The organism is Balneicella halophila (assembly GCF_003096835.1).
In the GTDB taxonomy this organism is placed as follows: Bacteria; Bacteroidota; Bacteroidia; order Bacteroidales; family Balneicellaceae; genus Balneicella; species Balneicella halophila.
Map to the genome: position 1 here is coordinate 1 of NZ_QENZ01000009.1, position 12,153 is coordinate 12,153.

13 protein-coding genes are annotated in these 12,153 nt (G+C 33.0%); 12 read left to right on the top strand and 1 reads right to left on the bottom strand.

Annotation, left to right across the window (positions count from 1 at the left end; genetic code table 11):
- Positions 1–235 precede the first annotated feature (235 nt).
- Entirely contained in the window at positions 236–988 is a 753-nt protein-coding gene (locus C7377_RS09200; protein WP_116497070.1) for an SDR family oxidoreductase, read from the top strand.
- An 82-nt stretch (positions 989–1,070) separates the two neighbouring features.
- Positions 1,071–1,922, top strand: a complete 852-nt coding sequence (locus tag C7377_RS09205) for a helix-turn-helix domain-containing protein (RefSeq protein WP_116497071.1) — start codon at positions 1,071–1,073, stop codon at positions 1,920–1,922.
- 617 nt (positions 1,923–2,539) lie between these two features.
- Here C7377_RS09205 and C7377_RS09210 read toward each other — a convergent pair.
- Positions 2,540–2,755, bottom strand: coding sequence for a hypothetical protein (locus C7377_RS09210; protein ID WP_116497072.1), 216 nt, complete (start codon positions 2,753–2,755; stop codon positions 2,540–2,542).
- Between the two features lie 140 nt (positions 2,756–2,895).
- Between C7377_RS09210 and C7377_RS09215 the strand changes: the two genes are divergently transcribed.
- From C7377_RS09215 to C7377_RS09265, 10 genes are all read left to right on the top strand, one after another.
- Positions 2,896–3,267, top strand: coding sequence for a MarR family winged helix-turn-helix transcriptional regulator (locus C7377_RS09215; RefSeq protein WP_165806892.1), 372 nt, complete (start codon positions 2,896–2,898; stop codon positions 3,265–3,267).
- A 29-nt stretch (positions 3,268–3,296) separates the two neighbouring features.
- Positions 3,297–3,695, top strand: coding sequence for a pyridoxamine 5'-phosphate oxidase family protein (locus tag C7377_RS09220; protein WP_116497074.1), 399 nt, complete (start codon positions 3,297–3,299; stop codon positions 3,693–3,695).
- Positions 3,696–3,742: 47 nt separating this feature from the next.
- A complete protein-coding gene (locus tag C7377_RS09225; RefSeq protein WP_133241485.1) occupies positions 3,743–4,249 on the top strand; it encodes a hypothetical protein in 507 nt (168 codons plus the stop codon).
- Positions 4,250–4,395: 146 nt separating this feature from the next.
- Positions 4,396–5,784 carry an MFS transporter gene (locus C7377_RS09230; protein WP_116497076.1) on the top strand — a complete coding sequence of 463 codons (1,389 nt, stop codon included), beginning with the start codon at positions 4,396–4,398 and terminating at the stop codon, positions 5,782–5,784.
- A 37-nt stretch (positions 5,785–5,821) separates the two neighbouring features.
- Positions 5,822–6,277, top strand: coding sequence for a TetR/AcrR family transcriptional regulator (locus C7377_RS09235; RefSeq protein ID WP_116497077.1), 456 nt, complete (start codon positions 5,822–5,824; stop codon positions 6,275–6,277).
- 938 nt (positions 6,278–7,215) lie between these two features.
- Positions 7,216–8,700: a DNA (cytosine-5-)-methyltransferase gene (dcm, locus tag C7377_RS09245; RefSeq protein WP_116497079.1), complete on the top strand. Its 1,485-nt coding sequence runs from the start codon at positions 7,216–7,218 to the stop codon at positions 8,698–8,700.
- A gap of 106 nt (positions 8,701–8,806) precedes the next feature.
- Positions 8,807–9,559 (top strand): HNH endonuclease, encoded by a 753-nt coding sequence (locus C7377_RS09250; protein WP_116497080.1) that lies wholly within the window; start codon positions 8,807–8,809, stop codon positions 9,557–9,559.
- Positions 9,556–9,771, top strand: a complete 216-nt coding sequence (locus C7377_RS09255) for a hypothetical protein (RefSeq protein WP_116497081.1) — start codon at positions 9,556–9,558, stop codon at positions 9,769–9,771. The genes C7377_RS09250 and C7377_RS09255 overlap by 4 nt, the downstream gene beginning before the upstream one ends.
- A 2-nt stretch (positions 9,772–9,773) precedes the next feature.
- Positions 9,774–10,760: an HNH endonuclease gene (locus tag C7377_RS09260; protein ID WP_116497082.1), complete on the top strand. Its 987-nt coding sequence runs from the start codon at positions 9,774–9,776 to the stop codon at positions 10,758–10,760.
- Positions 10,761–11,202: 442 nt separating this feature from the next.
- The gene (locus C7377_RS09265) at positions 11,203–11,928 is read left to right on the top strand and encodes a hypothetical protein (protein ID WP_116497083.1); all 726 of its coding nucleotides are present in this window, start codon (positions 11,203–11,205) and stop codon (positions 11,926–11,928) included.
- The last annotated feature ends 225 nt before the right edge of the window (positions 11,929–12,153 follow it).

Below are 12,153 nucleotides of genomic sequence, written 5' to 3' on the forward strand. Positions count from 1 at the left end.
AATTGGTTGCTATTTTTTTGTTCCCAAAAATATAAAATCTAACGATTTTAATTATCTTCACAAAAAAACAGACAACTACACATAGCACTGCGTTACCTATAAGCTGAAAAACAGCCTTTAAAAAATTTGAATCTGTAATTTGTTTCAACCTTTCCTATTTTTGTTTCACTCTAAACCTTAACTACTTATGTAAATTTGCATTAGAAACTATTTAATAATCTAAAAGCAGAATAAAATGAATTTAAAAAACAATATTTCAGGAAAAGTAGTTGTGATAACTGGAGCAAGTAGTGGATTAGGTGAAACTACAGCTCGTCATTTAGCTTCATTAGGAGCCAATGTTGTTTTAGGTGCACGTCGTGAAAATCGTTTACAAGATATTTCTAATGAAATCAATGAAAAAGGTAACGGAAAGGCAATTTTTGTAAAAACAGATGTAACCAAAAAAGAAGAGGTACAATCATTAGTTGATAAAGCTGTGACTGAATTTGGTAAAGTAGATGTAATGCTAAACAATGCTGGATTAATGTCTATAGCACCAATGAGTGAGACCAAGGTAGATGAATGGGACAGAATGATAGACATTAATGTAAAAGGTGTCTTATACGGAATTGCTGCCGCATTACCAGTATTTCAAAAGCAAGAAAATGGTCATTTCATTAATTTATCATCAGTTGCAGGTGTAAAAGTATTTAGTCCAGGTGGAACAGTTTATAGTGGAACTAAATATGCAGTTAGAGCAATTTCAGAAGGGTTAAGACACGAAGTGGGTGGAAAAATTAGAACTACAACCATAGAACCAGGAGCTATTGATTCTGAATTGAAACACGGAAGTTCTCATAAAGAAAGTTCAGATTTTGTACGTGAATTCTATAAAACTGCAATTCCTTCAGATTCTATAGCTAGAACTATAGCTTTTGCAATTGAACAACCTGCAGATGTAGACGTTAACGAAATTGTAATTCGTCCAACAGTACAAGATTTTTAATTTACATTGTACCTTTGTAGTTATAAGGTGGTGGCTGTAAAGTACTTCCATACTTTACAGCCTTTTTTATTCAAATAAAATAATGCAACATTTCAATTCCATAAAAAAATACAATCAATACATTGGTTATAAGTCTCCAAAAAAAGATTTGATTGATATTGTAAATTATAATGATTACGACAAACTACGCTTACACTGTGATGGCTTGACATCAGACTTTTATATGATGGCATTTAAGCAGAATATGACCGATTTACAATGGTTTGGAAACACAAAATTTGATACATCATCGTCATTTTTATACTTTATCCAGCCAAAACAGGTTTATAAATGGAGCGTTGAAAAACAATGGAAGGGATATCATATTTTAGTGTCACCAGTTTTGTTGCAAGAATACAATATCGATTTTAGTTTTTTTCAATACGAAATTAATGAAGCTTTATTTTTAACAGAAGACGAACAACATCATATCGGAACCTTATTCCAGCAAATCAACGAAGAATACCAAAAAGATAATTATGAATTAGACTTACTTATAGCCTATTGCAACTTAATTTTTACATATATTGGCAAATGCTATAAAAGGCAATTTAATACACGTCAACCCTTGTACAATAAAATAGTTGTAGAATTTAAAAAATTACTTAACACCTACTACAAATCAAATATAAATGAATTGCCAAATGTGAATTATTTTGCAGAAAAACTCGATCTATCTACTAATTACTTTGGCGACTTGATTAAACATCATACAAACAAAACAGCTTCTGAAATTATTCAAGAAAAAATAATCTCGGAAGCAAAAAACAGATTGGAAAACACCAACAAAACAATTGCCGAAATTGGCTACGAATTAGGATTTGAATACCCAACCTATTTTAGCCGAATGTTTAAAAAACATATAGGGCAAACACCATCACAATACAGAAAATAATAAAGCTTACAGGTAACAACGTGTATAGCTCATTGCGGCTGATTTTTTTACCGAAAATTCCTTGCAATTTACTATCTTTCGGTTACGGCGGAAAATCATAGCTGATTTCCCGCAACGAGCCATACACAAAACCGATGTGCAAAAGCCGAAGGCTTTTGCACATCGGTAGGGGGATTTCCGCACTGTGGATCGTCCGAAGGACTTCACCACATCATGGCATTTACGCAAGCGTAAACACCTGCGGAAATCCCCCTACCGTTGTAAGCAAGTGTAAGAAACCGACACGACACATTGAAACGATATAAAAAAAAATAATCACAAAAACAGATTGATTGGATTGGTGCTCCGTTGATAGGAAGGTACGATATGAGGGAATTTATTATGTTTTTTCCTTCCAACGCGCAAAAGAAACCCAACTCTCATTGCGCATATTTGCAAATCGCACTTTCTTTGCGCAGACCAAAATTTGAAAAAGAGTGCAATATTACTTCCCCATACTAATTGATACATACCTCTAAATAGAGAAAGCTAAAAAATGGCATACAATTAATGTCCCTCAATGTATGGCTTACGTAATTTCTGTGTGAAGACACTAAAATAAATGTCAATATATTTTATTAATTAAATAGCTTAGATATGCCTAAAACACCTAAAATAAAAGGCAAAAGTGGCACAACAACATCTAAAATAGATAGTAATATTCGAACTACAATTGTTGCATGAGGAATTTTCCATGCAATAACTAATGCTCCCGGTGGAAAAACCAATAAAACCAAAAAGAATGATTTATACGTGTATCCATGTTTATTTATAAAGTCTGACAATTTGCTCATGTTTCTTTAATTTTATTTGTCACAACAAATAAATGTTTTAAATTTGTAAAAAAGACAGTTAATCAATGACAGACTTCAATCTTGAAAATATAATAAACCACAAAATCTCAATGCTTTCGATTTTAATGAAACGACAGGTTTTGAAAATAATAGCAGAAAACAAATTAGACATTACCCCCGAACAATGGGTGGTGCTCTTTTATTTATGGCAAGAGAACGGGCTTTCGGTAGGAGAGATTGCAAGCAGGTCGAAAAAAGATTTTGCAAACGTAACCCGCATTGTTGAAAAGCTCATTAAAATGGGATATGTTTCTAAGAAAAAGAGTAGAAAAGATGGACGAATCTTTCAGGTATTCATAAAACCAAAAGCCGATGAAATGAAAGAAGATATTCAAAATTGCTGGAAACAAGCGTCGGATGTGGCATTGAAAAATATTAGTGAAGAGGAGCAGAGTACACTGGTTGGAATCCTTGAGAAAATAGAAAACAATATAGCATTAGAATTGGATTAAGTTTTTATGAACATAAAACATATAAAGTTATGGTACAGTTGACAAACGAAATGAAAGAGATGATTGGATCTCAGCAATGTTTTCATGCAACAGTAAGTAAAGAAGGTATTCCCAATAATGCACCAAAGCGTTCAACAAGAGTTTACAGCGATGATACGCTTATTTTTACAGAAGGAATTGGAGGGAAGACCTACAGTAATATACTCAAAGGTTCAAAAATTGCGACATCGGTTGTAAATAGAGAAACTGTAGATGGTTACAGGTTTATAGGTACACCAGAGGTGTTAACTAGTGGAGAACTCTATGAAAAAACAGCAGAAATGTCTCTAAAAGCAGGTATGCCAAAACCAGTTGCGGTGGTACTGGTAAAAATTGATGAAATTCATAGCCTTAAACCTGGGCCAATGGCAGGAAAGAAAATTCAATAATATATAATTTTCACCATCAAAAACTGAAATCAAAAAAAATAAAGTTAATGGCTTATTTTTCAAAAAATACCCGGAAAACAATTGTATTTATACATGTACTATTCTCTTCTTTGTGGATAGGGGCTGCAATATCGATGGTTATAATAGGATTTACCAAGAATCCGGATACTGTTTCGGAACTACTGGCATACAATTTTGCAACCAAATTGATAGATGACTGGATTGTAATTGCATCAGCTTCTTTGAGCTTTTTATCGGGAGTGCTGCTGTGTTGGAAAACTGCTTGGGGTTTTTTCAAGCATTGGTGGGTAGCGGTGAAGTTCATTTTAACGTTTGCTCTTCTTATACTCGGCACATTCTGGCTTGGTAAATGGACAAATGAGTCTGTATACATGGTGCGAGATTTAGGCGAAGAAATCTATTCAAACGAAACCTATTCTACTTACCAGTCTTCATTAAATTTATGGGGAACTATTCAGGTTGGTGCGTTGGTATTTCTTTATTTTATAAGCGTTTTTAAACCTTGGAAAAGGTTAATTGCTGAAAAAAAATAAAAAGCATTTTCTTTATTGAAAGGTGAACAATATGTGTTTCACTGCTAAAGTGGTAGTGAAAGAAAACTAGAGGCTTTGTTTTCATTCAAATGCTATATCATGTTATTTCAAAATAGTTGAATACAAACTAATTACCTCACACAAATATGGCTGAAACAGTAGCAGCAAATAAAAAAATAAATACAACTATACTGCTGGTTGCTACCATGGCAACACATTTTTTCAACCCATTTATGGGTTCAGCAGTGAATATTGCCTTAAAAAAAATAGGAACTGAATTTTCCATGTCGGCAGTTCAGCTTAGCTGGGTTTCTATGTCGTATTTGCTCGCTGCGGCAGTTTTCCTTGTACCCTTTGGCAGACTAGGCGATATTTGGGGCAAAACAAAAATGTTTTTGTATGGAACCATATTTTTTGCCATAACCACATTTTTATGTGCATTTGTTCCTAACTCGTCTTTTCTCATTGCCATGCGGTTTGCGCAAGGCATAGCTGCCGCCATGATGTCGGCAACGTTGATGGCATATATAATTTCGGCATTTCCCCCAGAGAAAAGAGGTAAAGTTATTGGCTTGAATATTTCTGCTGTGTACCTTGGCTCTTCACTTGCACCAATGATAGGTGGCTTTTTAACCGATGCCTTGAGTTGGCGAAGTATTTTTTTAATAAATGCATCCACAAGTACTCTTATTGCAATATTAATAATTTGGAAACTGAACAAAGAGTTGTCGCCTGTTGTGAAAGAGAAATTTGATTTTAGAGGTTCTTTGCTCTACATGATTTCTATTTCTTTGCTAATGTATGGCCTATCTAAACTTCCAGAAATTAAAGCCCTTGCAATAACAGTACTTGGCTTAATAGGTTTGTTTGTGTTTGTGAAAATAGAAATGAGAACAAAATTCCCAGTGCTAAATATCAGGATGTTTACTAAAAACCGAATATTTGCACTTTCAAACCTTTCTGCATTTATTAACTATGCATCAACTTTTGCAGTGACCTTTATGCTGAGTTTGTATTTGCAGTATATAATGGGACTCTCCGCTTCTCAAGCAGGATTAATTCTGGTGATTCAGCCGGTAATGATGGCTGCAGTTGCTTCATTCTCGGGCAGGTTGTCCGACAAGAAAAACCCTCGCATACTTGCAGCAATAGGAATGGGAACAAGTTCATTAGGCTTGTTTCTGTTGAGTTTTATCTCTAAAGATAGTTCTACGGCTTTCATTCTAATTGATTTATTTGTGCTTGGAATTGGGTTTGGCATGTTTTCATCTCCAAATACCAATGTAGTAATGAGGTCGGTAGATAAAAAAATGCAGGGAACAGCTTCGGCTATGGTTGCTACCATGCGCAATACGGGTATGATGTTTAGTATGGCAATTGCTACTTTAATTATTCACTGGTTCCTCGGGACGTCTCAAATAAACATTGAGAATCAGGAGCTTTTCATAATGAGTACAAAAGTTGTTTTTACAACTTTTACTGTATTGTGCTTATTTGGGGTATATACTTCTATTGTAAAAAACAAGCAAGCATAGTGTTTTTAATTAAGGTTTTTTAAACTTTATCTGAATTATGTCACATAAATATGATAAAGAGCAGCTAATTTTAGATTCCGCCCGAAAACTTTTTGCAACAAAAGGCTATCACGGAACGACAACCGAATATATTGCAAATGTGGCAAATGTAAATAAAGCATTGCTGCATTATTATTTTCGTTCTAAAAACATGCTATTTGAGTTGATTCTTAGTGAAGTTCTCACCCAAATTAGCGATAACCTCATAAAAATTCTAAATTCCAATATATTGTTTGAAAACAAAATCAGACAAATAGTTTCAGCTTATTTAGATATTCTTTTACAACATCTCTATTTTGCAGACTTCGTAATTCATGAATTGACAAGTAATCCTAAACGAATGGAGACAATAGTGAGGGGACATACCCATTTCTTCAGGTCATTTTTAAAATTTCAAATTGAAATCAGGAAAGAGCTTAAGTTAATAGAAAAGAACAGATATTATTCCATTTGAATTTACTTTAAATATAGCATCATTATGTGTCTTCCCTTTTTTAAGCAAGCTGATAATAACGAGAATTTCCAAATCCTTTGGGGAAACTCAATTTTTAGCTCTTATGAATAAAAGAAAAAGTGATATTGCTAATTTAGTCATCAATTCGCTTGAAATGAAACCTTGAAATAAAATTGAATTTCCAACCCTATTTGAAAGCACATTGGCAAGTTACGAGCCACGTTCAGACCAAAACGTGCCAAAGAGATCACAAATGCCAGCCCTGTTACCGCCTTTAAGGGCGGTTTGGGGTTTGCTCGCCCACAAAAAACAAAATAAATTGCCTGCGCCGAGCTCCATTTCATTCCGGTTCATGCTCCGTATCAAGGTCGGCGAAGATTGATTAAGATAAAATATTAGATTTGTAAAAACTTGTAACGGATTGACTTTGAATACTGAACACCAGCTTACAACACGCGGTAAAAAACATTGGGGGTGCAGTGGGTCAGTCAACATACTGCCTCGCCCTAGCATCAGTAACGGTGGATACGAACGCAACCCCTCCACCCCAACGATTTCTTACCGCCATCCGATGATATAGCATTCGCCTGCGACGAACAAAATTCCTACATTTTCGCTTCACTCAAATTCCCGTCCTTTTGTAAATGCTATATCATCGCAGTGCTATGCCAATTACATATAGCTCAATAAGCTAAAAAAACACTATCATCAAGCAACGCCGTCACGGCGAGATTTACGCTACACATCATTTGCTATATGCAATTGGTTGCTATTTTTTTGTTCCCAAAAATATAAAATCTAACGATTTTAATTATCTTCACAAAAAAACAGACAACTACACATAGCACTGCGTTAGGCACAATGTAAAAAATCAACTCGAAAAATAGTATATTCCATATTTTTGGACTATTTTTGTCCTAAATAATTTGTCGAAAAATATGGTTGCAACTTTTGGAGAATATATAAAGCAACGAAGAACAGAGTTAGGTTTTCCTATGAGAAAGGTTGCTTCCCATCTTGATATTGATACGTCTACTTATGGAAAAATAGAAAGAGAAGAAAGAACTCTTTCTACTGAATTAATGCCAAGTTTAGCTGAAATTCTTGAAACAGAACATAAAGAATTGCTAAACCACTACTACTCTACTAAATTAATTCAAGAACTTAAAGATTACACTGATTACAAAGATGTTTTAAACATTGTAAATGAACAATTAGAGCTGTATGTTTCAAATCAAATAAGACTTTCATTTCAAAAAAAATGGACGGAAAAAGAATTTGAACACCCAAACAGAACTACAAAAGTTGCAACATTATTTTCTGGAATTGGAGCAATAGAATACGCATTTAAAAGACTTAACCTAAATACCGAAATAATTTTCGCAAGTGATATTGATAAATTCGCTAAAGAAAGTTATTTCGCAAATTATGATATTGACGAAACACGTTGGTACAATGACGTGAAAGATGTTAATGGTAAAAAATATAAGGGTAAAATAGATATTCTTGTTGGCGGAAGTCCTTGTCAATCATTTTCAATGGTTGGAAAAAGAAAAGGATTCAAAGATACAAGAGGTACATTATTTTATGAGTTTGCGAGGATTGTAAAAGAAAGTCAACCAAAAGTTTTCATTTTTGAAAATGTAAAAGGTTTAATTAACCACGACAAGGGAAACACCTTCGAAACAATTAAGGCAACTTTTGACGAACTTGGGTACAAATATTTTTACCAAGTTTTAAACGCAAAAGATTATGGTATGCCGCAACATCGAGAACGAATTTTTGTAATTGGGTTTAAAGATAAGTCTGTGAATTTTGAATTTCCTGAACCAATTAAACTGGAATACAAAATGCAAGATTTTTTAGAAGATTATACTGAAAGTAAATACTACCTTAAAGAAAAAGGAGTAAAATTTGTGACCAGTTCTAAAAACAGAAAAAAAAGATACACACAAATAAACGGAGATATAGCACTTTGTCAAAAGGCAAATCAACAATTTAATTGGCACGGAGACTTTGTTTTTGAAAACCAAGAAAAACAAGAATTTGACGAATTTGTATTTGATGTTAACGAAGTTGAAGAAAAATATTACCTCTCTGAAAAAGTTAAAAACTATGTTCTTTCTAGTGGTACTAAAAACTTTAAAACAACTATCAAAACTGACCTTGAAGTTGCTCGACCACTCTTGCAATCAATGCACAAAATGCACCGAGCTGGAGTAGATAATTATGTAACTCACAACAAAGGACGTATAAGAAAACTCACGCCTAAAGAATGCCTACGTTTAATGGGTTTTCGAGATGATTTCGAACAAATTGTAAGCGACACTCAAATGTACAGACAAGCAGGAGATGCTGGTGTTGTTGATATTTACATTGCAATTTTAAAACAAATGGACATTACTAAATTTGCGAAAAAATGATTTTGTTATTTTTTGGGTGTTACCCTCCGGGTCGGGCTATACGTTCCAAGTCCTCGTTCGTTCCTCACTGTGGGCTTTCTACTTCTATCCCTAACACAAATAACTTATGAAAAGACGAAATTGGACAAGAGAAGAATTGATTGTTGCTTTTAATTTGTATTGTAAAATTGAATTTAGCAAAATCAATTATAGGCATCATTTAATAATTAAACTTTCAGAAGCAATTAATAGAACTCCTTCTGCAGTTGCTTGGAAACTTGTAAACTTTGCTAGTTTAGACCCATCTCTAACAAGAAGAGGAATAAAAGGTGCTACAAATACAGGAAAATTAGATAAAATAATTTTTGAAGAATTTACTAATAATTGGGAAGATTTAGCATACGAAAGCGAGTTGCTTTTATCTAAATTTTTAAAAGAAGAAATAAATTTAGATGATGAAATTGATTTTGATGAAGGAAAAGAGGTTAAAAGAACAGTAAAGGTTAGAGTTAATCAATCCTTCTTTAGAAGTACAGTTCTATCGTCATACGATTTCAAATGCTGTTTAACTGGAATTGATATTCCTGAATTATTAATTGCAAGTCATATTGTCCCTTGGTCAAAAGACAAAAAAAATCGTTTAAACCCTCAAAACGGATTATGTTTAAATAATTTACATGATAAGGCTTTTGATAAAGGACTCTTAACATTTGATAGAAACTTTAAACTAGTACTGTCTCATTCGCTTAAAAAAAGTGATGAAGAGTTTGCAAAAAAGTATTTTCAAGAATTTGAAGGAAAAGAATTAAGACTCCCTAAAAGATTCATTCCTGATGAACAATTTTTAGATTTTCATAATAAAAACATATTTATACAATGACAAAAAGTAATAGTACACTTTATGCTATTTTTAAAGATGGAAAGCATTTAGGTAATGAAAAAGGGAAATCGAAAATCGAAGCAATTAAGAATTATTTAAAATCTGCTGGATATGATAATCTAATTAATGACTTGGAATTTATTAATAATTATTCGTCAGAAAAAGCTATCAATGGTGTTCATCATCATCTTGTTATAAAAAGAACAAACTAACAATGTTTAAAGGTAATGGAGAATCGAGAAAATATGTTGGGAGTTACACAGGAACAAGCGGAGAAAGATTAAGTGATTTCTTTGAATATCAAGATTGGGGCAAAGGGAAAGAAAATGGTAAAAGGGTTTATACAACTATTCAAGATAGATGCTTTTTTAGCAAATCAAACCTATTAAAATACTTGTATGATGCCTGTATAGAGTATCAAAAGCAAGAACAAGTTTATAAATTCGATGTTGCTGAATTTTACAACAAACACGTAGAAACAGTAAACGAATTAAATGCTGACAAAATATTTTTTTCAATCTATGATGTTTCTGATTTTGTGGACAATAAATTAAGTCGTGGATACATTCGTTCTGATAGCGAAATTTGGGATATATGGAGAAAATTAGTTTTACCCAAAATCAGTTACTTGTCAATTTTAAAATTAATTCCTGTAAATAGTCAAGAGCAAGGAGTAAAACCATTATACTATTTCAGAATTTTATTAGACTATCAATTTAGGTCAATAGTTCATCCAAAACTAACAACTTCTACAACAGAAATTATTGTTGAGGAGAAACTCAAAAGAACAACTAAAAGAACACCATCAAGAGAAGGACAACAACAGTATCGTAAAAAAGTTATTGAGCATATGCCTCAATGTCCTTTCACTAAAATTTCTGACGAAAGACTTTTGATAGCAAGCCATATTAAACCTTATAGAACCTGTATAAATGAAGACAAAGTAAATGAAGCTATTGATTATTATAATGGTTTAGCGTTATCACCGACTTACGATAAGTTGTTTGACCAAGGCTACATAACTTTTACAGATAATGGTGAATTAGTCTGTGGTACACAATTAACAGCATATACTTGGGAAAGATTAAATATTAATCCAAATGCTAAAAATGTAATGAGAATTTATCCGGAAAAAAGGGAAAATTATTTAAAATATCATAGACAAAATGTATTCCAAGACGATATTAACGATTTGATATAAAAAACACTGTGCCCAACAATGTGTATAAGTAATAGCGGTTTAAGTGATAAAACGAAAGTATAAACATAAAACAAAGGTCAGTGCAAAACCGAAAGGTTCGTGAGTAGAAATCCGCTACTACTCATACACTGGACCGATGATATAGCATTCGCCTGCGGCGAACAAAATTCCTACATTTTCGCTTCACTCAAATTCCCGTCCTTTTGTAAATGCTATATCATCGCAGTGCTATGCCAATTACATATACCTCTATTAGCTAAAAAAAACACTATCATCAAACAACGCCGCCAAGGCGTGATTTACGCTACACATCATTAGCTATATGCAATTGGTTGCTATTTTTTTGTTCCCCAAAACATAAAATCTAACGATTTTAATTATCTTCACAAAAAAACAGACAACTACACATAGCACTGCGTAGCCACAATACAAACCCAGAACTATGAAGAAAATTTTAGGAGCCATTTTTATTTTGATTTTAATAAGTTGTAATTCAACATCAAAAAAAGAAAAAGAATTACTCGAAAAAGAAAATGAGCTTTTACAAAGAGAATTGGAATTGACAAAAAAAGAACAAAACTCTGATTCCAAAGAAATTGAAAATAAGAAAGAAATCGCAAAAACTGACATAAAAGTAGAACAGAAAAAAGAACCAGTAAAAACAACAACTGGTTATACTTTTGACAATTTTCACATTTCAGAGAGCAGAGTTGGAATTTTCTCAAAAGGAATGACTATTTCAGACGTTTATAATACAATCCCAAAGGAGCAGATTAAGAAAATAGTTGGATATGGAGAATTTGCAGACGACACTTATGACGATTATGAAATCTATGACTCAAACGGAAAAAAAATATTGATTTTGACACCAAAGCAAAACGGAAATACAAACTCAAAAATTAACCGAATTTCGATTTTAGACAATAGATTCAAAACAACAGAAAAAATTGGTTTAAATTCAACATTTGGAGATTTAACAAAGTATTACTCAACCGACAAAATTTCACCAGATATGGAACACATCGTTGTGGATGTTGAACATATAAATGCTTGGTTTAGCATCAGAAAAACTGAACTTCAAGATGGTTGGTGGAATGGCAAAGGGATTGACAAATCGAAAATTCCGAGTAATGCAAAATTTGACGGAATTACAATTTGGTGGAAATAAGTACAGTGGCTAACAACGTATATAAAAAATAGCGGTTTTGGTGCTTAAACGAAAGAAAATGAATAAATTAAAGGTCAGTTATAACCCGAAAAGTTAGTGCCTAAAAATCCGCTACTATTCTTATACTCAACGATGATATAGCATTCGCCTGCGGCGAACAAAATTCCTACATTTTCGCTTCACTCAAATTCCCGTCCTTTTGTAAATGCTATATCATCGCAGTGC

Coding starts and splice junctions, on each gene's coding strand:
- C7377_RS09210 (WP_116497072.1), bottom strand. CDS start 2,755: ATGAGCAAATTGTCAGACTTTATAAATAAACATGGATACACGTATAAA.
- C7377_RS09225 (WP_133241485.1), top strand. CDS start 3,743: ATGGCTTATTTTTCAAAAAATACCCGGAAAACAATTGTATTTATACAT.
- C7377_RS09230 (WP_116497076.1), top strand. CDS start 4,396: ATGGCTGAAACAGTAGCAGCAAATAAAAAAATAAATACAACTATACTG.
- C7377_RS09220 (WP_116497074.1), top strand. CDS start 3,297: ATGGTACAGTTGACAAACGAAATGAAAGAGATGATTGGATCTCAGCAA.
- C7377_RS09205 (WP_116497071.1), top strand. CDS start 1,071: ATGCAACATTTCAATTCCATAAAAAAATACAATCAATACATTGGTTAT.
- dcm (WP_116497079.1), top strand. CDS start 7,216: ATGGTTGCAACTTTTGGAGAATATATAAAGCAACGAAGAACAGAGTTA.
- C7377_RS09255 (WP_116497081.1), top strand. CDS start 9,556: ATGACAAAAAGTAATAGTACACTTTATGCTATTTTTAAAGATGGAAAG.
- C7377_RS09260 (WP_116497082.1), top strand. CDS start 9,774: ATGTTTAAAGGTAATGGAGAATCGAGAAAATATGTTGGGAGTTACACA.
- C7377_RS09250 (WP_116497080.1), top strand. CDS start 8,807: ATGAAAAGACGAAATTGGACAAGAGAAGAATTGATTGTTGCTTTTAAT.
- C7377_RS09235 (WP_116497077.1), top strand. CDS start 5,822: ATGTCACATAAATATGATAAAGAGCAGCTAATTTTAGATTCCGCCCGA.
- C7377_RS09200 (WP_116497070.1), top strand. CDS start 236: ATGAATTTAAAAAACAATATTTCAGGAAAAGTAGTTGTGATAACTGGA.
- C7377_RS09265 (WP_116497083.1), top strand. CDS start 11,203: ATGAAGAAAATTTTAGGAGCCATTTTTATTTTGATTTTAATAAGTTGT.